This is a genomic window from Vibrio sp. Vb1018 (assembly GCF_033338775.1).
Taxonomy (GTDB): domain Bacteria; phylum Pseudomonadota; class Gammaproteobacteria; order Enterobacterales; family Vibrionaceae; genus Vibrio; species Vibrio alginolyticus.
On the sequence record NZ_JAWOTI010000003.1, the window covers coordinates 275,649 to 296,780 of the forward strand.

At 42.9% G+C, this 21,132-nt stretch carries 25 protein-coding genes and 2 riboswitches; of the genes, 3 read left to right on the forward strand and 22 right to left on the reverse strand.

All coding sequences use genetic code 11. From position 1 onward, the window contains the following. Positions 1-15: 15 nt before the first annotated feature. From R7Z10_RS05965 to R7Z10_RS05980, 4 genes are all read right to left on the reverse strand, one after another. Positions 16-1,032 carry an adenosine deaminase gene (locus R7Z10_RS05965; RefSeq protein ID WP_017819853.1) on the reverse strand — a complete coding sequence of 339 codons (1,017 nt, stop codon included), beginning with the start codon at positions 1,030-1,032 and terminating at the stop codon, positions 16-18. An 89-nt stretch (positions 1,033-1,121) separates the two neighbouring features. Then, positions 1,122-1,221: riboswitch (purine riboswitch) on the reverse strand. A 237-nt stretch (positions 1,222-1,458) separates the two neighbouring features. Then, positions 1,459-1,599 carry a PA3496 family putative envelope integrity protein gene (locus R7Z10_RS05970; RefSeq protein WP_017633782.1) on the reverse strand — a complete coding sequence of 47 codons (141 nt, stop codon included), beginning with the start codon at positions 1,597-1,599 and terminating at the stop codon, positions 1,459-1,461. A gap of 50 nt (positions 1,600-1,649) precedes the next feature. Next, a complete protein-coding gene (locus R7Z10_RS05975) occupies positions 1,650-1,859 on the reverse strand; it encodes a hypothetical protein (protein ID WP_005373692.1) in 210 nt (69 codons plus the stop codon). A gap of 239 nt (positions 1,860-2,098) precedes the next feature. Beyond that, positions 2,099-2,308, reverse strand: a complete 210-nt coding sequence (locus R7Z10_RS05980; RefSeq protein ID WP_005373691.1) for a cold-shock protein — start codon at positions 2,306-2,308, stop codon at positions 2,099-2,101. A gap of 401 nt (positions 2,309-2,709) precedes the next feature. Here R7Z10_RS05980 and R7Z10_RS05985 point away from each other — a divergent pair, with 401 nt between their 5' ends. Further along, positions 2,710-3,558, forward strand: coding sequence for a pirin family protein (locus tag R7Z10_RS05985; RefSeq protein ID WP_017635146.1), 849 nt, complete (start codon positions 2,710-2,712; stop codon positions 3,556-3,558). A gap of 142 nt (positions 3,559-3,700) precedes the next feature. Here the strand turns inward: R7Z10_RS05985 and R7Z10_RS05990 are convergent, their stop codons facing one another. The 10 genes from R7Z10_RS05990 to R7Z10_RS06035 all read right to left on the reverse strand — a co-directional run bounded on the left by R7Z10_RS05990 (position 3,701) and on the right by R7Z10_RS06035 (position 12,738). Next, complete coding sequence (locus tag R7Z10_RS05990; RefSeq protein ID WP_213963456.1) at positions 3,701-4,549, reverse strand: patatin family protein; 849 nt, start codon at positions 4,547-4,549, stop codon at positions 3,701-3,703. Positions 4,550-4,806: 257 nt separating this feature from the next. Continuing rightward, the gene (locus tag R7Z10_RS05995) at positions 4,807-5,145 is read right to left on the reverse strand and encodes a hypothetical protein (protein ID WP_017635147.1); all 339 of its coding nucleotides are present in this window, start codon (positions 5,143-5,145) and stop codon (positions 4,807-4,809) included. A gap of 692 nt (positions 5,146-5,837) precedes the next feature. Continuing rightward, on the reverse strand, positions 5,838-6,269 hold the full coding sequence (locus tag R7Z10_RS06000; protein ID WP_005373685.1) for a YccF domain-containing protein: 432 nt from the start codon (positions 6,267-6,269) through the stop codon (positions 5,838-5,840). 218 nt (positions 6,270-6,487) lie between these two features. Beyond that, positions 6,488-7,420, reverse strand: a complete 933-nt coding sequence (locus tag R7Z10_RS06005; protein ID WP_318104322.1) for a Gfo/Idh/MocA family oxidoreductase — start codon at positions 7,418-7,420, stop codon at positions 6,488-6,490. A 123-nt stretch (positions 7,421-7,543) separates the two neighbouring features. Then, complete coding sequence (locus tag R7Z10_RS06010; protein WP_085569161.1) at positions 7,544-9,199, reverse strand: phosphoethanolamine transferase; 1,656 nt, start codon at positions 9,197-9,199, stop codon at positions 7,544-7,546. Positions 9,200-9,220: 21 nt separating this feature from the next. Continuing rightward, positions 9,221-9,577, reverse strand: a complete 357-nt coding sequence (locus tag R7Z10_RS06015) for a diacylglycerol kinase (RefSeq protein WP_318104325.1) — start codon at positions 9,575-9,577, stop codon at positions 9,221-9,223. Positions 9,578-9,704: 127 nt separating this feature from the next. Next, positions 9,705-10,097, reverse strand: coding sequence for a hypothetical protein (locus R7Z10_RS06020; protein WP_005385575.1), 393 nt, complete (start codon positions 10,095-10,097; stop codon positions 9,705-9,707). A 119-nt stretch (positions 10,098-10,216) separates the two neighbouring features. Continuing rightward, the gene (locus tag R7Z10_RS06025) at positions 10,217-11,515 is read right to left on the reverse strand and encodes an ATP-binding protein (RefSeq protein ID WP_017819858.1); all 1,299 of its coding nucleotides are present in this window, start codon (positions 11,513-11,515) and stop codon (positions 10,217-10,219) included. Continuing rightward, a complete protein-coding gene (locus R7Z10_RS06030) occupies positions 11,515-12,228 on the reverse strand; it encodes a response regulator (RefSeq protein ID WP_005373673.1) in 714 nt (237 codons plus the stop codon). Before R7Z10_RS06030 ends, R7Z10_RS06025 begins: the two co-directional genes overlap by 1 nt. Before the next feature lie 213 nt (positions 12,229-12,441). After that, positions 12,442-12,738 (reverse strand): isoamylase early set domain-containing protein, encoded by a 297-nt coding sequence (locus tag R7Z10_RS06035; protein WP_318104327.1) that lies wholly within the window; start codon positions 12,736-12,738, stop codon positions 12,442-12,444. A gap of 278 nt (positions 12,739-13,016) precedes the next feature. On the opposite strand from R7Z10_RS06035, the gene R7Z10_RS06040 reads away from it, so the two are divergent. Both R7Z10_RS06040 and R7Z10_RS06045 read left to right on the forward strand, forming a co-directional pair. Further along, positions 13,017-13,397: a hypothetical protein gene (locus tag R7Z10_RS06040; protein ID WP_318104330.1), complete on the forward strand. Its 381-nt coding sequence runs from the start codon at positions 13,017-13,019 to the stop codon at positions 13,395-13,397. An 83-nt stretch (positions 13,398-13,480) separates the two neighbouring features. Next, positions 13,481-14,080 (forward strand): thiol:disulfide interchange protein DsbA/DsbL, encoded by a 600-nt coding sequence (locus tag R7Z10_RS06045; RefSeq protein ID WP_005373667.1) that lies wholly within the window; start codon positions 13,481-13,483, stop codon positions 14,078-14,080. Positions 14,081-14,150: 70 nt separating this feature from the next. On the opposite strand, the gene R7Z10_RS06050 is transcribed toward R7Z10_RS06045, so the two are convergent. From R7Z10_RS06050 to R7Z10_RS06085, 8 genes are all read right to left on the reverse strand, one after another. Then, positions 14,151-14,396: a hypothetical protein gene (locus tag R7Z10_RS06050; protein ID WP_005373664.1), complete on the reverse strand. Its 246-nt coding sequence runs from the start codon at positions 14,394-14,396 to the stop codon at positions 14,151-14,153. Positions 14,397-14,548: 152 nt separating this feature from the next. Further along, the gene (locus tag R7Z10_RS06055; RefSeq protein ID WP_206953426.1) at positions 14,549-14,992 is read right to left on the reverse strand and encodes a DUF3429 domain-containing protein; all 444 of its coding nucleotides are present in this window, start codon (positions 14,990-14,992) and stop codon (positions 14,549-14,551) included. A gap of 10 nt (positions 14,993-15,002) precedes the next feature. After that, complete coding sequence (locus tag R7Z10_RS06060; RefSeq protein ID WP_033906358.1) at positions 15,003-15,548, reverse strand: glutathione peroxidase; 546 nt, start codon at positions 15,546-15,548, stop codon at positions 15,003-15,005. Between the two features lie 105 nt (positions 15,549-15,653). Then, positions 15,654-16,310, reverse strand: a complete 657-nt coding sequence (gene ribB, locus R7Z10_RS06065) for a 3,4-dihydroxy-2-butanone-4-phosphate synthase (RefSeq protein ID WP_005373655.1) — start codon at positions 16,308-16,310, stop codon at positions 15,654-15,656. 113 nt (positions 16,311-16,423) lie between these two features. Then, a riboswitch (FMN riboswitch) is annotated at positions 16,424-16,564 on the reverse strand. A gap of 104 nt (positions 16,565-16,668) precedes the next feature. After that, a complete protein-coding gene (locus R7Z10_RS06070) occupies positions 16,669-17,286 on the reverse strand; it encodes a hypothetical protein (RefSeq protein ID WP_005373653.1) in 618 nt (205 codons plus the stop codon). Between the two features lie 117 nt (positions 17,287-17,403). Next, positions 17,404-19,257 carry an MFS transporter gene (locus tag R7Z10_RS06075; protein WP_213914939.1) on the reverse strand — a complete coding sequence of 618 codons (1,854 nt, stop codon included), beginning with the start codon at positions 19,255-19,257 and terminating at the stop codon, positions 17,404-17,406. A 146-nt stretch (positions 19,258-19,403) separates the two neighbouring features. Then, positions 19,404-20,162 (reverse strand): helix-turn-helix transcriptional regulator, encoded by a 759-nt coding sequence (locus R7Z10_RS06080; RefSeq protein WP_318104335.1) that lies wholly within the window; start codon positions 20,160-20,162, stop codon positions 19,404-19,406. Continuing rightward, positions 20,163-20,801, reverse strand: coding sequence for an HD domain-containing protein (locus tag R7Z10_RS06085; RefSeq protein ID WP_213914938.1), 639 nt, complete (start codon positions 20,799-20,801; stop codon positions 20,163-20,165). It abuts the gene before it with no gap. Positions 20,802-21,132 lie beyond the last annotated feature (331 nt).

Consider the following 21,132-nt stretch of genomic DNA (forward strand, 5'->3'; position numbering starts at 1 on the left):
GTGGCGCTGATGCCTTTATTGCAACGCTTCGTGCTGGTTTACGTATTGGCTAACAAGGTGACGATATTTCGCCTTTAACTCGTTATCGATAAAGCTGGCATCAATCGCGTTCATTGTAAATTGGGCAAGTTCACTCTTACTCATTGGATGTGCGTTGTTGACGGCCAGAAAGTTATCCGTCATGTAGCCACCAAAGTACACAGGATCGTCTGAGTTAATCGTTACGGCGACACCTTTTCGTAGCAAATCCACAATATTGTGATCTTTCATATCGTCGAATACACATAGCTTAAGATTCGATAACGGACACACTGTCAGTGGCATTTGGCTTTCGATTAAGGATTCAACTAATGCTTCATCATCAACACAGCGAACACCGTGATCCACGCGGCTCACGTAAAGCATTTCAATTGCATCGCTAATATTTTGTGCGGGGCCTTCTTCACCTGCGTGAGCAACGGTAAGTAAGCCTTCTTCTACTGCTTGTTTAAATACGCGCTTGAATTTAGCTGGCGGATGACCTTGTTCTGAAGAATCTAGTCCAACACCAATGATCTTATCACGGTGTTTCAGAATAGCCTGTAGGGTCTCTATGGCGCTCTCTTCTGAAAGGTGACGGAGAAAACACGCAATAATTTGCGAGGTAATGCCAAGTTTTTCGTGACCATCTTTTAGCGCGCGAGCGATTCCATTGATAACAGTGTCAAAGTCTATGCCGCGTTCTGTGTGTGTTTGAGGGTCAAAAAAGATTTCGGTATGAATAACGTTGTCTTCTTTACAGTGCAGTAAGTATTCCCAAGTGAGATCGTAAAAATCTTGCTCCGTACGCAGAACTCCCGCTCCTTGGTAATAGAGGTCGAGAAATGATTGTAAGTCTGTGAACTGATATGCGCTGCGTAGTTCACTCGGAGAAGAGTAAGGGATCTCGATGCCGTTTCGTTTTGCTAATTTGAATAAGAGTTCCGGCTCAAGTGAACCTTCGATATGTAAGTGCAGCTCTACTTTTGGAAGACCTTGAATAAATGCGTTCATATTCCACCTTATGTGTATTGTGGATGCAGTTACTCTAAGAATAGGTATAGATAGAAATAAATCGAACGCTATCACAAAGAGTAAGACCCACGATGATCTCAACTCTTCGTAATCAGCACTTTGCGGGAACTGGTAGAGACCCCCAAACCATATCATTGGGGTTATACGAAGCAAACGAGAGGGATTATACGCAAAAATATCGCTTTGGCTATACGCAAATAACCTAGCTGTCATTAGTCACGGGGTTTCCTGTGAGCGAAACGACTATTTGCAAGTCACTTGAGTATAGAGGAGCCAGTTTTTTTTGCGTGTGTGAGAGGCACGTGTAATTAGAAGAGTAGTCTAAAAGAGTGGAGATTCGTTTGAGCCAAGGTAGGTGGCGGTACCTTGCACAACGATAAAGGCAGAGAAAGCACTAGAGAGCATTTATAGATCGAATAACTTATCAAATTCTCTTTGTTCCATAATGTCTTCTATGCGGCGTCGAGTTTTCTGCTTTACCGCCGCCGCGTTTTGTTCAGACTCTTTTTTGTCTTTTTCTGACTGCTTCTTACTTTTTCTAGCCATTGGATACCTTCCAAATTAGTTGCATTATCCATTAATGCATGAAAACTGAATCAGTTAACAGTAAAACTTCCTAACTTTGAACCTGAATCACAGAGAATAGTTCCAGATTGCGTTTTCTCACAATATTCAAAATCGATCATAAAGCTATGAGAAAGAAGTTTCGGTAATACGTGTCTTCGTAAAATATCACCATTTAATTGATGTATTTTAGCGTTCCAAGAGGTTTGAGGTTGTTCTAAATTAAATTCAATTTCTAACATTTATTCTCCTGTTTTTAGTGATTTTCTCTTTGTTAAGTAATTGATACCAATGCCTTTGACGGCCAGTTCTTTTTGAGGACATGATTTTTCCTATAAATAATAAATTAAGCAGTACTATTCAGTTTATTTTAGATAGCACAAAGCAATGCCTAAAATTAGGCTGAATGATTGATGAAAGAATATTTTTGAAGGAGAGAGGTTTGGTGCAGCATGGGCATGCTACACCAAGAAAAGCAGTCTTATAGAGGAGTTACTTCAGTCGCTTGAGGACCTTTTTTACCTTGCTCTACATTGAAGCTTACTTTCTGACCTTCAGTCAGTGTTTTGAAACCGTCAGAAACGATAGCGTTAAAGTGTACGAATACATCTTGGCCGCCGTTGTCTTGAGATAGAAAACCGAAGCCTTTAGTTTCGTTAAACCATTTTACTGAACCAGTTACTTTAGACATAAAAATACCTTTGAATTAAACATAAAAATTATGATTTGTTTTGTGGATCTTTTCTAAGCTATTGAATGTTCAATCAAGAGGAAGTTGTACGCAGGTGTCTGAATTGGGGATTCAAGATTTTACTGAGAGGAAACTTAAACTAAATGTTGCATTAACAGCTCTCTTCTAAGAGCCAAGGCACACTATACACCTTGTTTAGAAAATAGCTACATTTATTTTAGATAAATTAAATGTGCTCATTATTAACTCGATAAATTGTATTGTTCGAAAAAGTTGAATAAGTAGAACGAATAGTATGGCTCATAATTTTAGCTCATCAACCTAAAATAGAACCTTATAGATAGCCATAGATTAAACATGCGATTTGCAAGCGGTCACAAAGATAAACTAGGAGAACTAGTATGAGTACATTCAGAGAAATTCGTCAGCTTATTCCTGCGCAACCTACTGCTGATGGTGATGGAGTGAAAATTCGCCGAGTAGCGGGTTTCAATCATGCTAGTTTTTCTCCATTTTTGATGATGGATGAACTCAAATCAGAAGACCGCGCTGACTATATCGGCGGTTTCCCTCCGCATCCGCACCGAGGTATTGAGACGCTTACTTATATGTTGAAAGGTCATTTCCAGCATCGTGATCATATGGATAATGTTGGTGAGCTTCGTTCCGGTGGTGCACAGTGGATGGCGGCAGGAAGAGGCGTCATCCATAGCGAAATGCCTATTATGAAGGAAGGCGAATTGCATGGTTTCCAAATTTGGATTAACCAGCCTGCGAAAAATAAGATGCAGCCAGCTCAATATCATGACTTTCAACCTGAAACGATCACTGAGTTTGATACTCCGAATACGGGGGTTGTACGTTTGATTGCGGGTCATATGACTATAAACAACGAACGAATTCAGGGGCCGCTAACAGAGACAGGTGTTGCTGCCACGGTAGCCGATTGGAGAGCGATGGGGGGGCAAGCTTTGAATTTGAACACGGATCAAGACAACAACATGATGCTCTATGTCTATAAAGGTCGTATTCAATTAAAAGGTCGTGAGATCAATCAAGGCGAAATGGCCATTTTATCGAAAGGTGAATGGGTTGAATTGCAGGCCGAAAAAGAGAGTGGTGCACTGATCTTTATTGGTGAGCCAATTAATGAACCCGTGGTGCATTATGGCCCTTTTGTCATGAATAGCATGGAAGAGATAGAACAAGCCATCCAAGATTACAACTCTGGGTTGTTTGAAACTTACTAGTTTGGACTGCCTACTCGCTTTTTCAGTTAGCGAGCAAATTAAAACAGTTTTGAGCCTGAATATTGGGCTCGACCAGAAGCAAATACGATAATCCACTGCCATCGAATTTGCGTTAGCCACGTTTAATCCACGTGGCTTTTTTCTACTTCTGACTCCAGCGTATGATGGCTTCCTTTCCTGCTTCAATTCCTAACTCATAAGCATGACGCAGTGGTGCTGGCGATCGACTCAGCCGTTTCAACTTGAATGTTTCAGGAGGACACACTTGAATGATTTCGATACCAGGTGGTGGGTTGTTGATCAGCGCTAAGGTCTGATTGTAGCGAACTTCACGTGTCAACATAGGTTCAATTAATCCGGGCGTTTCTTTCAACATCCTCCTAGTTAGGGCGCTGAATCTTCCTCTTGGCTTTTGATAGCTTGCGGGCTGACTGCGTAAAACCATAATCTTTTTGGCTCCTCGCTTTATTGCTTCTGCAACAGGAAGTGCGTCTGAGACGCCACCATCAACGTATTGAATTCCGTTCAGTGATACGCCATTTCGGTAAAGTACAGGCAGTGCGCTGCTGGCTTTCATTGTTTCTGCCAAGTCGTCGACATCAGGAAGGTGGTACTCCGCTTGCCCATTGTCTTGACGCGTCACGCCTAAAAAGAAAGGTCGTGAATCAGCTTTGAGCGCAGATTTATCGATGCCAAGTTCTTCGAGGGTGACATTCCACATCCAGTCTAAGTTCATCATATCACCACCACGTAGAAGTTGAGATGGAGAGAAAAATTCTTTTCTTAAGCTGTAATCGAGGTAGATTTTTAAGTTACGTCCGGGCATTTTAGCTAAGTAGGCAGCCAAGTTGCTGGCACCCGCAGACACTCCCCAAAAGCTATCAAATGGAGAGAACTCGCTAGCAAGAAAATGATCGAGTATGCCGCATGAAAATACGCCTCGCATGGCTCCACCTTCGACAATCAATGCTCGAGAGCCTACTTTTTCCATCACTTCGCTCCACTCTTTATCAATCGGATAATAGCGTGCAGCTTAACGCATAATGGTTTTATACCCAAGTGGGCCAAAGGTCTAGGTTGCGTTCCTTTGAATAAAAAGGGCATCAACGGATGCCCTTGTCACTTTTAGCCTATGGAATTGCGGGTAATTGAGTCGCTAATTTAGTGAAGGAGACCGAGCCAATTAGCCCCCTTACATAGAGCCATACCTGTAGTCCCATACTGATCGTTGTTGGAATAGTTTGATGATCACTTGTTAAATAGGCATACAAACACTATCCAGAGCGTTGTAAGCAAAAGTAATGGGGTGAATACTTTCTGGATAGAAGCGCCATCAGTTAAATTGTAAATTTTGATGGATTCATTATAGAACGCTCGTTTGAATTCTTTGAAGCTAATGTCGCTCTTCGCATGCGACTGTTCATAGTGCTGGTGCGCTGCGTCCGATAGTTGGTATTCCAAGTCTTGGAGCTCGTACTCCTTGTTAAAAAACGCATCCCAAGCCGAAAGGCGGGCTATCGTTTTAGGAGATGGATCTCCATTTAGTTTCTCTAGACGTTTAGCATAAGCTGCTTGATATTTGTCCACGGTATATTCCTGTCTGAATAGACGTTGAGTTAGAACATATGTAAAAAAGAAAAATAAGTAATAAAAGGTTTTTTACGTTCTATACCTGTGATAAATGCTAAAAATTTCAATGCTCTAGCACTCCGATGTCGCAAATGATATTGATGGAATTGCTCTGCGACAAATAAAATAATTACTCTAGATAACAACGAATTTTTGTTGTTTTTTTTAAAAACTGATCATGAGATTGAGTGGGGATTTTTACCGAGAAGAATTTCGCTACTGTAACTGTCTATATTTACTCAAAAAGAGAAAATCTTAGAAGCTTTCTTTGATTGATGTGAGATATTTTAGGTCGAAAAGCATTAATTTTGGCTATGCTTATAGTTCGTCTTTTTTGTTGTTGAACTCTACTTCGAGGGGGAAAGAACCCATATTTCGAGCATAGGATAGCTCGCTTTTTCGTTACGTCGTTCTTGGAGTTTGAATCAGTGACGACGCTATGAGTCTAGCATCTTGAACTCACTTGGGTGTATTGATTAATTATAAAAGTAAAGCAGTGCTGAGCTAGGATAAACTTCAACGTAAAGGTGACGGTATGAATATACAATCAGCCATTATTGAATATGCGATAGCGATTATAGGCTTACTTTTGACGGGCGTTACCCTCTGAGCATGACTGCCCAGAGGATAGAAAGCGCATTAGCTTTTTGCTAACGATTGATGTTGTATCGAGCCATTGCAGCTTCTTCTGACGATACAACCGTTTTACCAATTGGTGCGAGTGAAATAACCGCTAGCTTGAGGTGTTGGAGCGCAAACGGAATGCCGATTATGGTGACAAAGCATGCTGCTGCAGAAAGTACGTGACCGATAGCTAACCAAAGGCCTGCAAATACAAACCAAAGGACGTTACCAATAACGCCGAGCGGACTCGTGCCAATGTCCATTTCATTGGTCAATTCATCGCGTGAGATGGCCTCTTTACCGAATGGGAAAAAGGAAAAATTACCCATAACGATACACGCACGCCCCCAAGGTATTCCGATGATGCTAATAAAGGCCAAAATACCAAAAAACCACCATAGCAACCCCATAAATACGCCACCAAATACAAACCAAATGATGTTACCAAGTGTTCTCATTCTATTTCCTTTATTCTTGAATGTGATGATTCAGATACCTGAGAGCACCGTAAAACAAATCTAAACCGTCTGTTTTGTCGATGTGTGCTTTTGTGCCCTCATTCACCTGATTGATAGAATAATCGCCGTAGTCTTAACAGAGAATGAATGCCTTCCTTAATGCAAGTCTTTTTAGTATAGAGCGTAATACTCAATCAAGCATATAGCCAAGAATCGCATTATCTAGAGACAACTTTCTCGAGATATTGACAAGTTTGCTCTGCCAATCGATGGCTAGCAATGTTGCGTGTTACTACTTCATCAGCAATATTTCCAGACTCAACGACGCCAAACCAATCGAGCAACATCGAATGGAAACCTTTACTCGTCAGCATTGGCGTCCAGTCTTTCAAATTGATTTTTTGCTCTTGGTTAGCTTGCCATAGTTTGCCTTCAACGAAGGAGTCGAACTCAACTGCCTTGTTTGCATAACAAGCTTGAACGCGCTCTGTAGTGATACCGAAGTAGCGATTCATCGAGGCGTGGAGCAAAGTATCTCCATGTTGCCACTGAATATCTAAACGCGCCAACTGACCACCTTCAAGTTGATGAGTTACATAAGCATCTTTTAGATCGGCTTTGGCTGTGACGTTAACGCTGTCTAATGGGTGAATAAAATCATCAAATATAAAGGTACGAACATCCCCCGGTAGTTGGTGACGGTTCTTTTCCCAGCGTAACGACTTTAAGTCAGATATGTTGCCTTGCTGCACTTGTGGCATATGTTGGTTGTAAAGTGGAATGTGACGACGGTTAAAGCCCACATAGAGTGGCTGTCTCTCTTTTTCGGCAATGTCGTACAGCTTTTCTACGTCATCAGCACTATTTGCTAATGGTTTGTCGACAAAGGTTGGAATTCCATGCTGCAGAAAAAATGCCGCTATTTGAGGGTGTACGCTTGTTGCCGCATGAATCATGACGGCATCGACGCCAAAGTGCAGAAGTTGCTGGTAGTCTTGGCAGATCTCTGAGATTCGATACTGCTTAGCCAGGCTCTCAAGTGTGTTTGGGTTGCGGGTACAAAATACAAGTTCGATATTTGGAAGCTGAGTGATAACAGGAAGGTATGCTTTCTGAGCGATATCCCCTAGACCAATAATACCAATTTTCATCCTAGTCCTTATCTCGATGTATGGATCGCGGACTGTCAGTATAATGCTTGGCGCGGCGATGAGTTTAAATACCTTGTTAGAAAAAGCCTGATTCACACTTTGAGCCAGGCTTTATTGAATGATTTAGGAAACGGCTCGGCAGGCTTTGAATATATCTAACTTGCTATCGTAGGCTTGAGTTTGTACATCCATAATGCCTAATAAAGAGTGGAACACGTTATCATGTGAGTATTGGCCTGCATTCTGTGCTTGTTTATACAAACAGTCGGTATTGATCTGCTTCGCTTGTTTAAAGCCCGAAGACAGCCACATAATCAAAGGAACGCGTTTTTGGAAATCTGGTGCAAGGCCATAAGGCATACCATGTAAGAACAATCCGTTTTCGCCTAGTGACTCACCGTGATCCGATATGTAAATTAGCGCAGTATTATACTCAGACTCTAACGCTTTAAGTTTTTTGATGGTTTCTGCCAATACAAGATCGGTGTAGCGTATTGTATTGTCATATGTGTTCACTATTTGTTCGATGCTACAGTTTTCGATATCTGCACGTGGACAGTCTGGTTTAAAGAAGGCGTTGTCTCTTGGGTAACGCTGAAAGTAGGTCGGACCGTGGCTTCCTATAAGGTGCATGGCGACCACTCGGTTACCGTGCATATCCGCGACTTCCTGATCAAAATGATCTAATAGCGCCATGTCGTAACAAGTTTGGCCATTACACATAGGGCTTACTTGCTTTCGATCAACTTCGATTTTCTTGATCTTGTGGGCTACTTCTTTATCCCCACCGTCATTTTCTTTCCAAATGAGGTCAACCCCGGCGCGCTGCATTATATCGAGAGCATTGTCCTGGTTATCCGCTTTTGCGCGTTCAAACTCGTTTCGCGTGAGCTGTGAAAACATGCAAGGCACAGATACAGCAGTAGCGGTGCCACAAGACGCGACGTCTTGAAATGAGATAACATCCAGTTTACTAGTATAAGGGTTTGTCTCTCGTGTATAGCCATTGAGTTGGTAGTTCTGAGTTCGAGCGGTTTCTCCTACGACAAAAACCAGTAGTGTTGGTTTGCTCTGTGCTTGCTGTACGGCGCTATTTGACTGCTTTGCATCTGTGCCGATTTCTCGATATGGCTCTGGCGTGGTGAAATATTTCTCCTTCACATACCCGGTCGCGCTGTAAACGAACTGGGTGGGTATGATGATTTTTTTTAGGTGGCTATTGTTGCGCCCTACAGATGCGTAGTCTTGATAGTACACGCTGGCAATGACGGCGATGACAGCTAGCGACGACAGCATCGATACTAATTTGGTAACAGAGAAGTACAGTAATTGGTGACGTTGAGATTGCAGCTTGACCTTAAAGACAATTATCGCTGGGATAACTCCCATAATCAGCGTCCAAATTACAGAGTGAGCACTCAGGTAAGAACTCGCCTCGCTCGAATCGGTTTCAACAATATTGGCAATCATTCCAGAATCGAAAAGTGTGCCATAGTTATAGCTTGCGTAGCTCACCATACTTGAAACAATGATTAAAATTATAAAGAACGGCTTGCCGATCCAAGGCCAACTAAATAAATTAAAAAGGAAATTGAGCGCGGCAAGAAAGAAAATTGGTATTGTGATAATAAATCCAATCTTGACATTATCTAAGTGTGTAAAGATGCCGATCAGTTCTTTATAAATAGGGATATTTACGACGAGAGCGAAATACAGCGCCAACAGGAAAGTAAAGGTAACGTAAGAGATACCTCTCTGTTGTAAATCATGTGTCTTCATAATGAGTGTCTTGAATAAAAATTAGAGCAAGAACGAAGCCCAAATAAAAAGGGCAAGAGTTAACGCAACAAATACTGCTGCTGAGCCAATATCTTTGGCTCTACCACTGAGCTCGTGCCAGTCATCGCTAACACGGTCGATAACCGCTTCTACGGCGGAATTAATGAGTTCGACGATCAATACCAAGAACAGGCTACTGATCATCAGCACTCTTTCGTATGTGGTGACAGGAAGGAAAAAAGCACAGACGGAAAGCACCAAGGCGAGAATCAATTCTTGTCTAAAAGCGGCTTCGTGTGTCCATGCGGCTTTCAATCCTTGAAATGAATAGCCGGTCGCATCCATGACACGGCGTATACCTGTTTTACCTGGCTTCAAAATATGACCTTACTATTTAAGCATTGGGATGGAACACATATCCCAGAGAGGTAACGAGATTAATCGTTACAGCGTGAAACATTTGTGAATAGAATCCATCGCGCGATAATTTAAGAAAAGTGCTTATTTAATCAAGATCGTAGACGGTATAGCCTTTGTGCTGGAGGCATTTACGCAATACGAGAGATTGAGTTTTGGTTGAATCATTTGTTCCACTCAAAGCACCAGCTCCAGCTCCTACAGCACCGCCGGCAGCAGCACCGACAGCCGCTCCACCTAATCCGTCTTCTAGCGCACCAGCAGCTGCGCCGATCAATGCGCCTGTAACTGCCCCATTAGTGGCTTCAGATTTCGCTGCCTCTGATTTGTCGACATTTTCTGCATAGCCTTGGCAGTAAAGAAAGTCTTGTTCATATGTACTAGGGTCGACATTGGTCATGTCGACGACAGGTTTTTGGTTGTAGGCGCAAGCTGTAAGCGTAGAAGTAAGCGCCATAATCAGGATAAAAGATTTATACATGAGTACTATCCATTTAGTGTGTGAATCTTATGGATTAAATGTACACTGTTTTATTGTTGGGCTCTGTCGCTTGAGTGTATTGAAGTGTCGTCTTCTGTAAACGGGGTAGGAAGGTTAAGTTAACTGTCTGATTTTTTGAGGCTAAGTGTGAAGCAAGCTCCTCCAAGTGGGCTATGGCAAATCGAAACTTCTCCACGTTGAAGCTCCATTATCTGTCTGACAATCGCCAAACCGAGCCCAAACCCGCTCGTCTTTTTGTTGCGAGATTCATCCGCGCTGTAAAATGGTTCGAATAGATGAGGCCAATGCTTTTCTTCAATACCTATGCCATCATCATGAACATTGATGAAGCAGCGGTGTTGATCGTGTTTTATCTCTACTAAAATCTGCTTATCTGCGTACCGCATTGCATTGCGCAGCAAGTTATCTAAGGCTCGCTTTAACAATTTTGGGTCAGCAAACGCGAGAACGTTTTCTGAGTTTACTTCTTGAAGCGAAATACCGAGCGTAGTCTCTTTTTGCCATCTCTGTCGTAACTCTTTGACTAAGTTGAATAGGACGACTTCTTCTTGAGTTTGTAATGCTGTGTCAGGACGCTCCATCTTTGCGTAGTAAAGCAATTCTTCAACCATTTCTTCCATCTCGTCAATGTCTTCGACGATACTGTAAACATACTTTTTCTGTTGTTCAGTTAAGGTTGAATCCGATAACAAATCTGCTTGCCATTGTAAGCGGAAGATTGGGGTACGCAATTCATGTGCAACGGCGTTAGTTAGCATTTTATTGCTAGTGATCAAGCGAGATACTTTATCGGCCATCGTGTTAAAGCTTTTGTTTAACGTCCCAACAGACTTAGCGCTTGAGGTACTAGCTCGAGCCTTGAAGTTACCTGAGGCAAACTCAACGGTCACTCTCTCTAGCTCTCGAATCCGACGGCTTAAGAACCAGATCAACAATATGCAATACAGAGCAAATCCAGCTAAAAAGAACAACCAAACGATATTGTCATCAAAGTTGGCTGCTTTAACCACAGGACTATTCGGATTATCGCTCATTTTAAAGATAGGCGTGCTCGCATCTAGGCGGAACCAGATATCCCTTTCTTCATCGTAAGCGACGTTAACGGAGGTATCACTTTCAAACGCCTTTTTGATGTCTGTTGGAAGCTCTTCAAGCGTATGAGGCACCAACAAACGATGGCTTGATGTGGCAAATTGTTCCAACTGTTGTTGAGTATATTCTAATCCGTGTTCTTTATAGATAGGGTAGATCAGATCGTGAAAAGCTTGACCCTCATGCTCTTGTAATAGGTAGTCATAATCTGTGTTTATCTCATAAACTAAGAACTCGTATCCCCACAAGCTAGCCATAAACAGAATGATAAGGCCAACAAAGCTTTCCAGATAAATCCGTCTCATTATTCATTCCATGCATCAGGCATAAATAGGTAGCCTTTGCCGCGAACGGTAATGATTTTTTGTGGTGAGCAAGAAGCATCGCCTAGCTTCTTTCTCAGTGTCACTATGCGATTATCAATGGTGCGGTCTGTTCCATCGTATTCAATACCACGTAGTGTTTTGGTCAGCCACTCACGTGATAGTGTTTTTTCAGCATGCGTAGCAAGAACCCACAACAAATCGAACTCGCCGTCTGTCAGCGCAATTTCTTCTTGGTTCATTACGCACGATTTACGCAATCGGTTTAAACACAGAACACCAATTTGTAGGCCGTTTTCGGACTCGGTAGGCGCCGCCTCTTTTCTTCTTAATAGCATGCGAATACGAGCCAGTAATACGCGAGGTTTGATGGGTTTAGTAACAAAGTCATCTGCGCCTATTTCTAATGCGGCGACATGATCGAAGTCATCATCACTTGCTGTCAGCATCAACACTTTGCCTTTGTAGCATTCTCGGATTTGACGACATACACTCAGACCATCTTGCCCGGGTAGCATCAAATCTAACAGCACCACGTCTGGTTGTGTGTCAATAATCGCATTAGGTGCGTCCGTCCCATTGTCGATACATTTGACCTGAAAACCTTGTTCAACAAAATACTCACCCAACATAGTTTGTAATTTGGGATCGTCTTCCACAATGATTAGAGATGGTTTGATTTGTTGTGCGTTCATTTAAGTGATGTATACAATATTTAATATCAATGGAACTTAAACAAATTTACGAATTATTTCAAATAAAGCTTTCTCAGAATAAGGTTATCGGATGAGTTAACTGGATAAAATTGCCAATTAATGATTTAAATCTAATCACCTATCACATTTAGAGAGATGCAAAAAGGCGCAACGTTTGCGCCTAGGTATGGAATCTTAAAGCGAAATTACCGCTTATTCGGTGGTACACACGACGCTGTTGTCGCTGCCAAATGCATTTGGAACGTAAGCATCAGCTTGTGGGTCATTTTCCCACTTCGCGTCATCGAGCAAGTAACGGAACTGAACATTCTGCGCTTTAGGTAAGCGGGTTTTAAATTTAAACTTACGACTTTTCTTCACTAATTTCATCGGTTCTGGCTGCCAGTTGTTGAAGTCTCCAGCAATTTGGACAGAGTCCCACTGATCTTTATCTAGCTCGAACGTGACTTCGACTTCATCTTTTGTCTTAAAGAATCTCTTTTTAAGCATTGATCTTTCCTTGTTCGTACAAAAACTGTTCTAACTATTACTCGTGTTTCATAATGATTTCAAGTTTTATCGAATTGTTGCTGGTATCTGATGAGGGGAGTATCCGAACGGTGAATAGTTCGTTGTGCTGGTTTCGTGTACTGAGGGAGCGTTAGAGAGAAAATTCACTAGCCTAAAATGGTCAAAGAACAGAGTTTGTTAGCGAGCCGAGAGTCCGTATCTTGAAGTCAAACCGTTATCATGTATTATCTTAAATCACCATTTTCCTTGATGTAGCTATGTTGAAGTTTAACCGTACATTGTTGACTGCGATAGTTTGCTTAGTTGCTATGCTTTTGAGTAGTGTCGCTCCTGTGGCGCAGGCTTCCGTTCCGATGAAAATAATTGAAGTACGCGATCTTATTGTTCAACAGGCTGCTCTGCACAAACAACTTGGCGTCAATGACGACTGCGTAGAATCACATCACGATGAGTCAGCCATCAATAAGGCACAACAATCTCACACGAGTTGTAGCTCTTCCTGCATGGTCAAAATTCCCGCCAACTTATCTCAAAACGACTTACTGATTCTTCCTTATAGCCTTGCTTTGATTGATAGGCCTCTAGTCGAAAAAGTAGTGACAGTGATCACCAAGCTTTATCGTCCTCCGATTGTTTAATTCCTCATCTCAAATTACTTGGGGTTTACCCCTTTTTACCAAATGAAATGATTTGGCATTTGAATGCCACAAGGAAATAAACAATGAAAAAACTACTTGCCTTATGTAGTGCACTTTTACTGACTTTTACCGCTCATGCAGCGCAATTTGAAGAAGGGAAGCACTACAAAGTTCTGGATGTTAAGAAAGCATCGAAACCTGTTGTGACGGAATTCTTTTCTTTTTATTGCCCACATTGCTACAAGTTTGAGTCGCTTATTGAGCGTTTAAAACCTGCTCTGCCAAAAGAGGCAAAGTTTGAAAAGGTACATGTGGGGTTCATGGGCGGAGATATGGCGATTCCGATGGCCAAGTCCTACGCGACGATGGTGTCGCTAGGAGTTGAAGATACAATGATTCCTGCCATGTTTGCCCAAATTCATCAAAAGCGACAAGCGCCAAAAGACGAAGCTGAGCTGAAACAGCTGTTCGTTGATAATGGCGTCGAAGGTAAGAAGTTTGATGCGGCGTACAATAGTTTCGCCGTAAACTCAATGCAGAAAGGTTTTGATAAGCAATTCTCTGCCAGCACGTTGAGAGGGGTTCCGGGTGTGGTTGTGAACAATAAATACATTGTTTTGGCCAACGAAATTCGTACTTACGACGAGTACAATCAATTAGTTAATTACTTATTGACGCTGTAACTATAAATAGCATTGAAGCTTAAAAATGGCGACGGTAGAGTCGCCATTTTTTATGCTTATCACTTTCGTATTATCTAAGAACGCTTGTACATGCTTGAGTCGGAACACTAGTCATAAATATGGCATGCGGATAAAACAAGCTAGCAGCAGTGATTGCAACATTACATGGCTGAGCAATCGTGGTTTTAATCACATTGGTAAGCACAGCGCCTGTATTATTTACTGTTTGAGCGGCGGCTTGTTGTGCCTGGTAAGACACGCAACCTGTCGTTGCATTGATCATCGCAGTGCTAAACAAAAGTTTGCGAAAAAACATATTCATATCCTTTGTGAATGCTTTGAATTACTTATATGTGGATTGATTCATAAATGAAACAAAACAGTGTTCAAAATATGTGTGCATTCACGAAATGAACATTGTTTTATAAAAAGACGTTTTTTTGTGATCTTAGTACTGGACAGACCAGGTTATGAAACTAAAGCCAATCCGTGCATTACGATTACGCCGAAGGTCAGTTTGCTCCTCATTCCTTGATATCCCTTGGGCTCGGCGTCTTGTTCGACTTTCCTCACGAGCTTTTCTGCATACCAAACAGCAAGGTACCCAATTGCTAAGAGTAGGGTTGCGACTGCGTAATGTTTGTGGCCCTGCAGTAATGCGCCCCAAGCCAGTAAGACAAAAAGGTTGCTGAGAATTAATATATTTCGGCTAAGGCGATGGTAGTAATGCTCAATGCCATTACCCCAAAGGATGCCGGATAAAAAACTTAATATAACGGCGCTATATGCGATGAAAAATTGCTGACCACTTAAATTGAAGAGTGAGATGTCAGTGAAAATCAGCCCTAAACTAAACGCAAATGGAACCAGGCCTAAGTAACCGAGTTGTAGCATGGTTGAGCGTGTTGTCATGGTCGTCACCTTATAATTGTTGCTCTATCATATTGGTAAGCGTAGTACTTGTCGGTGATGTGGAGCTTGGAAAAGTAGCAATAACTTTACCTTCAGAGCTAATTAGAAACTTGTAGAAGTTCCATTTTGGTTTTATGCCTGCTTGGTTAGTAATCTGGTTGAAGACTGGGTTCGCATCTACACCTAATACTGAAGAGCGAGCCATCATTGGAAAGGTTACCCCGTAATCGAGATAACAGACTTTCGCTGTGTTTGTTTCGCTTCCTCTATCTTGTCGAAAGTCATTGCTCGGGAAACCGATAACGGTGAAGTTTTGGTCTTTGTAAGTTTGATAGAGGGTTTCTAACTGTTCGAACTGAGGAGTGAAGCCGCACTGACTTGCTGTATTGACGACTAGTAGTGTCTTTCCCTTAAAACTTTCGCATAGATCGACTTCTTCCGTTGAGTTTAACAACCTTTGCTTACCTTGAAGAATATCAGGGCACTCAGATGCAAGAGCAAGCGAATTCATGGAGAGAAAGCTAACGAGAGCGGCGAGTTTCAGTAATCCTTTCATGGTGTTGTTCCCCTTGTTTTCAATAAGTATAACTACTCAAGTGCAAAGAGGATCGATCAAAAAAGCCGCACAAATGCGCGGCTTTTTTCAAGAGCTGAGATCTGACTACGCCAGTTTCAACTCGAACTGGTTCAGGTACATTACCATGTCTTCAATCGTCAGTACTGGCATGTTGTGCAGGCGACCGAATGCTACGATCTCCGGTGCCTTTGCCATCGTGCCATCTGGATTGGTCACTTCACACAGTACGCCAGCGGGCTGAAGCCCTGCCATTTGCATCAGATCAATCGTACCTTCTGTGTGACCACGGCGAGTCATTACACCACCTGGACGTGCGCGCAGAGGGAATACGTGACCCGGGCGAGCAAGGTCTTCCGGTTTTGCGTGCGGGTTTGCCGCCGTTTTAATGGTCGTTACGCGGTCTGCTGCTGAAACACCCGTTGTTACACCAACTTTCGCTTCAATAGAAACCGTAAATGCGGTTTGGTTTGCGCTGTTGTTGTTTACCACCATTGGAGGCAGTTCCAGTTTGTCTGCTTGAGCATCTGTTAAGCACAAACAAACGATGCCGCTACATTCGCGGATCATCAATGCCATTTGCTCGTTAGTGAGGTGTTCGACTGAATAAATGATATCGCCTTCGTTTTCGCGATCTTCATCATCAAGAAGCAGTACGCCACGGCCTTCTTTTAAAGCGATAAGTGCGTTTTCAACGCGAGTAATTGGGTCGCCGAATTCGGCAAGTAGTGATGACTGATTCATGGTTAACTCCTAAATTTCACCAGAATCAGGGCGGTATGAGAGATCGCCGTAAAATACGATCAAAAAGAAGTGCACCAGCATTCTTAGCGATCTGACTCGCTATGCTGGTGTATTCTTATTCTCTTTCATCCGGACTATAACCGTCGGCTCTGGCATCTCACCAGATCTGCTGACCTCGACGAATCGAGCGCTCGCGGGCTCACTTGAAAAAGTATACCGCCGGTGGGGAATTTCGCCCCGCCCTGAGAACAATTAAAAATGTACCACTTCATCCAAGTTGTGAAGAAGTGGAGCTAGGATAGTACTGCGAACTGAATAGCTTGGAAAGTCGATTCCATCTGTATGATGGAAAAGTGTGCTATCGACGGAAATAATCTGTGCGAATAAAGTGATCAATCTGCTGCGGCACGAAGGTGTTGTAAATCAGGCTCGTATGCGTTTGCTTCACTTCGATATGATCTTGCATACCGTCCAGTCTTGTCTCTTCTACGGTAACGGTACCGTCCGACATGGTGTTGTCATTACGGATCAACAATGGGCGAGCGCCAATCGGCATCGTTCCTGCGATACTGCCGAGTTTTTGAGGGAAATCCCAGGCGTCATCATGTTTGTTTAATCCGTGGTGTGGCGAATTGCCTAAAATTGCACCCAATCCGAGATCTTGAATTCGGCCTACAATGGACGCGCCTTTAAGAGGCGAACCGATAGCGACAACATGAGAGATTAAGTTAGTGCTCGGTTTTCTGTTGGCGAGATAGCGCTTAATCATCAAGCCTCCCAAGCTGTGTCCCACGAGCACGTTTGTGGTCAGTGGATTAAGCGAATGATCAATAGAATCAAACAGTGAAGACTCATCGATAGCAACAGTGTTATAGCTGAGTACTTGCGTTTCGTATCCGAGTTTTCTCAGCTTTTGGCTAAGAGGCTGCATGACCAGCCCATGCATATAAAGACCATGTAAGATGATGATTTTCATAATACCTCCTAGATTTATGACGTTGTAGATATCCTACTCTAATTAACAAAGAACTACTTGCCCTTTGTGGTGCATATTTACGTTTTGCTGCAAAGTTTGATCGGTATAGCAAGCGACTCAGCCCAGTAAATCCTGTACTTGTTGTTGCAATTGATGACGATTTAAAGACGCAGGACTTAACACTTCACCGATAACAACATCCACTTTTGACCAAAAACGAGTCGGTCGTTTTGTGAGAGCATGTCCGCCTTTGTGGCTGAAAAAAGAACCCCAAAGCCCTTTTAACGCCATAGGGATGACAGGAACAGGGTTACGTTCAAGGATTTTTTCTACACCAGGGCGAAACTCACCCAATTGACCGTTAGACGTTAAACGACCCTCAGGGAAGATACAGACAACCTCACCGTCGTTAAGTGCTTGTTCAATCTGTTCAAATGCTCGTCGGTAAGTGTCGGCACACTTACGTGGAGAACAGATCGGGATAACACCGGCATGACGGAATACATATTTAAGAACAGGTAGCTCGCTGATGGACTTGTCCATCACAAAACGAACCGGGCGAGTAGAGGTTCCCATCAAAATCAATGCATCGACATAGCTAACATGGTTAGCCACGATTAACGCAGCACCTTGTTCAGGGATATGTTGGCGCCCCTTTACGGACACACGATACATACAATGGCTGAGTAAATAACTGATAAAGCGTTGTGTAAATTCCGGTACTTGGCGATAGACATAGATCGCCACGAAAAAATTACTTATTGCCATCATGGTAAACAGTTCCACAATAGAAAGCTCTAGTACGCTGAGTACAACGATCGAAACCAAAGCAGACACCACCATAAACAACGCATTCATGATGTTGTTAGCAGCAATGGCACGTGCACACTCCCCTTTGTTTGAACGCGATTGGATGAACGCATAAAGAGGAACAATAAAGACACCGCCGCTTACACCAACAAGGAACAGGTCAATCATGACGCGCAGATGTTTGGATTCAGCAACGAAGCTTTGCACATCATAAAAGTGCACCGGAAGTGATAGATAACTTGGGACTGCCCATAGCAAGTCGACGCCAAAGACTGTCAGACCAAGGATACCGAATGGCAAAATACCAAGCTCAACGTGGTTGAAAGAAAGTTTTTCACACAACCAAGAGCCTGTCGCGATACCAATCGAAAACAATGCCAACAGTAAAGAAACGACAGTGCTATCTGCGAACAAATGTTCGCGTGCGAAGTTAGGGAATTGAGTTAGGTAAGTCGCACCCATGAACCAGAACCAACTGATGGCAAGAATAGACATCCAGATGCCTCTCTGTTTTTTTGCCACTTTTAACGTGTTCTTTAAACCAGAAATCGGTTCAAATTTCGCTTTGTCATTCGATTGGCTAGGCATCGTTGGAATATTCACGCTGCTCATGAACCCAAGCAAAGACAAGGCAATCACGGTACAAGAAGCAATCAAGGTACCATTAGGAATGGCTAGCAGCAGGCCTGCGCTAAGCGTACCTATAAGAATCGAAAGAAACGTGCCCATTTCAACCCAAGCATTTCCTTTAACAAGCTCATTTGGTTTGAGCGCTTGTGGTAACAAGGCGTATTTCACGGGACCAAAATAGGCCGATTGAGTGCCTGTCATAAACAGCAGAACCAGCATCAGCATGGCACTTTGGGTGGCAATAGCGGTTGCTGCGCAAGACATGATAGCTAGTTCGATGAGCTTTAGACGTCGGATTAATTTGGCTTTGTCCATGCTGTCAGCGACGGCACCAGCATGCGCTGAGAATAGAAAGAAAGGTAGGATGAATAAGCCTGCCGCCAAATTAACGAATAGATTGACAGATATTGGTAGGTTATCAATTTGGCTGTATGTCACCATCAATAACAGAACGTTTTTGTAGATGTTGTCATTGAGTGCGCCAAGGCATTGCGTCACAAAGTAAGGAAAAAAGCGTTTTGAGAAAAACATGCTGGCTCCGATTAAACAAAGTCGAATGAGATGGGAGCACTTTATGCTCAATGAACGATTAAACCAGCTTTCTCTTTCAAGTGACGTTGTATGCCACCAAAAGTAACGAAATTCGTTACTTTCATTTCCATTCGTTTATTGAGTTACTAATTCCGAGACTTCTGAGCAGGTTTTCTTTCCCATGGTTCAAACAAAGGGAACGTCCAGCGACGCATCGCAATAATCAGAGAGGTGCCGTGTTTTTCGTCCATATCGAGAGAGCTATCACTTTGGCAAGCCTGATAAAACTCATCGATGACCTTTTGCAGTTTCTGTTGTAGCTTCTTGTTGCTTGGTACACTCATCAGTCCTGTTGCCATGGAGAACTTTTCATCTTCACCAGAAAAGTAGCTTTGGAAAAAGGCGTCTTGAACTTGCTGTTGGAAGAACCGTTGAATAGGGCCGCCCATCTGCCACTTAAATGTCGGAGATATACGCAAACGAATTTTGTTATTTGGCTGCAAGTCGATGATGTTCAGCCGATCCAAATGAGCAAGCTTTTGCACCAGTTCCAACTCATTGAAGGTATATTGCTGAACGATTTGTTCAAACTGATAGCCATTTACAACACAGATCGCCACGAGCAGCAGGGCTTTATCGTCAACCAGCTGCTTTTCTTGCTCTAACGTTAGCGACTCCAGACCTTTATTGTGCGCAGCCGCGAGCTTAAATAGTTCCGCCATTTCTAAACCAATCAATTGGCAAATTCGTTCTAAGCGCTCAAGGCTAATGTGCTGACCTTCAGCGAGTAAACGTTTGACGCTTCCTTCACCTAAATCAAGGTGTTGTGCAACATCGGCATAATGCAGCCCAGCTAACTTTAGTTGGCGTTTAAGCTCTTTAATTAACGTATAGCTTTCTGACATTTACGCTGTTACCTCGTCGTGTAACTGCTCTAGGTACGTTTGCATAAAGGTTTTGCGTTTTTGCGCTTCGCGTCTTGCTGACTCTGTGTTCATGGTTTCAGCGATTTTGAATAACTTGGTCTGAAAGTGATCCAGAGTGAATTGTTTATCGTTAAGTTCACGTTCTTCGGCAAATATATCGCTGTCGTTGTAAAGTTGCGCGTTAAATTGAGTGCTGACTTGAATGCATCGCGTCACGCCAATTGCGCCTAAAGCGTCCAGACGGTCGGCATCTTGGACGATTTTGGCTTCCAACGTATTTGGCCTGATGTTTGCGCTAAAGCTGTGTGCCTCTATCGCATGAGCAATGGCATCATGATATTGCTGCGGATAATCGATACTCTCTAAAAATGCGACCGCTTTTTTGGCTGCGATGATTGAGCTCTCTTTGCGATTTGGGTGAGCTTTCGGATAAGTAAAGCAATCATGCAAATAGGCAGCCGGTAATACAATCGCGATGTCTGCATTTTCTTCTTTGCAGAGCTGTTTCGCTGTTTTGACCACGCGTTTTACGTGTTTAAGATCATGAGCTGCATCCACTTGCATCTCTTGCTGCATAAATTCCAAAAATTGCGGTTCTATCTGGCTTAATGACGTCATGGTTCATATCTACAACTAAAATGAAGTCAGAAGTATGCCCAACGCTTAGAATAATTTCCAAGTGCGATGGTGTAATTGAGATTCAGCCACCAGAACCTTGTGCAACGTTTGGTACTGAGCCGTTTTATATGGCCTTTCAATGTGTTCAGCGGTTTATGAGACAAGAATAGACAGAGCGAGCAGTGATGTTTACCAGTAGAAAAAAGGCCTGACGATGTCGTCAGGCCTTTTTCTTTTCGCTGTGTCGTCCTAAATAAGGTTGACACTTTCCACCCCAAAATTGGAGAGTGTTATGAAATCAACAACTAAAAGAACTCAGCGCGATTACTCC

Coding starts and splice junctions, on each gene's coding strand:
- R7Z10_RS05965 (WP_017819853.1), bottom strand. CDS start 1,032: ATGAACGCATTTATTCAAGGTCTTCCAAAAGTAGAGCTGCACTTACAT.
- R7Z10_RS05970 (WP_017633782.1), bottom strand. CDS start 1,599: ATGGCTAGAAAAAGTAAGAAGCAGTCAGAAAAAGACAAAAAAGAGTCT.
- R7Z10_RS05975 (WP_005373692.1), bottom strand. CDS start 1,859: ATGTTAGAAATTGAATTTAATTTAGAACAACCTCAAACCTCTTGGAAC.
- R7Z10_RS05980 (WP_005373691.1), bottom strand. CDS start 2,308: ATGTCTAAAGTAACTGGTTCAGTAAAATGGTTTAACGAAACTAAAGGC.
- R7Z10_RS05985 (WP_017635146.1), top strand. CDS start 2,710: ATGAGTACATTCAGAGAAATTCGTCAGCTTATTCCTGCGCAACCTACT.
- R7Z10_RS05990 (WP_213963456.1), bottom strand. CDS start 4,549: ATGGAAAAAGTAGGCTCTCGAGCATTGATTGTCGAAGGTGGAGCCATG.
- R7Z10_RS06000 (WP_005373685.1), bottom strand. CDS start 6,269: ATGAGAACACTTGGTAACATCATTTGGTTTGTATTTGGTGGCGTATTT.
- R7Z10_RS06005 (WP_318104322.1), bottom strand. CDS start 7,420: ATGAAAATTGGTATTATTGGTCTAGGGGATATCGCTCAGAAAGCATAC.
- R7Z10_RS06010 (WP_085569161.1), bottom strand. CDS start 9,199: ATGAAGACACATGATTTACAACAGAGAGGTATCTCTTACGTTACCTTT.
- R7Z10_RS06020 (WP_005385575.1), bottom strand. CDS start 10,097: ATGTATAAATCTTTTATCCTGATTATGGCGCTTACTTCTACGCTTACA.
- R7Z10_RS06025 (WP_017819858.1), bottom strand. CDS start 11,515: ATGAGACGGATTTATCTGGAAAGCTTTGTTGGCCTTATCATTCTGTTT.
- R7Z10_RS06030 (WP_005373673.1), bottom strand. CDS start 12,228: ATGAACGCACAACAAATCAAACCATCTCTAATCATTGTGGAAGACGAT.
- R7Z10_RS06035 (WP_318104327.1), bottom strand. CDS start 12,738: ATGCTTAAAAAGAGATTCTTTAAGACAAAAGATGAAGTCGAAGTCACG.
- R7Z10_RS06040 (WP_318104330.1), top strand. CDS start 13,017: ATGTTGAAGTTTAACCGTACATTGTTGACTGCGATAGTTTGCTTAGTT.
- R7Z10_RS06045 (WP_005373667.1), top strand. CDS start 13,481: ATGAAAAAACTACTTGCCTTATGTAGTGCACTTTTACTGACTTTTACC.
- R7Z10_RS06050 (WP_005373664.1), bottom strand. CDS start 14,396: ATGTTTTTTCGCAAACTTTTGTTTAGCACTGCGATGATCAATGCAACG.
- R7Z10_RS06055 (WP_206953426.1), bottom strand. CDS start 14,992: ATGACAACACGCTCAACCATGCTACAACTCGGTTACTTAGGCCTGGTT.
- R7Z10_RS06060 (WP_033906358.1), bottom strand. CDS start 15,548: ATGAAAGGATTACTGAAACTCGCCGCTCTCGTTAGCTTTCTCTCCATG.
- ribB (WP_005373655.1), bottom strand. CDS start 16,310: ATGAATCAGTCATCACTACTTGCCGAATTCGGCGACCCAATTACTCGC.
- R7Z10_RS06070 (WP_005373653.1), bottom strand. CDS start 17,286: ATGAAAATCATCATCTTACATGGTCTTTATATGCATGGGCTGGTCATG.
- R7Z10_RS06075 (WP_213914939.1), bottom strand. CDS start 19,257: ATGTTTTTCTCAAAACGCTTTTTTCCTTACTTTGTGACGCAATGCCTT.
- R7Z10_RS06080 (WP_318104335.1), bottom strand. CDS start 20,162: ATGTCAGAAAGCTATACGTTAATTAAAGAGCTTAAACGCCAACTAAAG.
- R7Z10_RS06085 (WP_213914938.1), bottom strand. CDS start 20,801: ATGACGTCATTAAGCCAGATAGAACCGCAATTTTTGGAATTTATGCAG.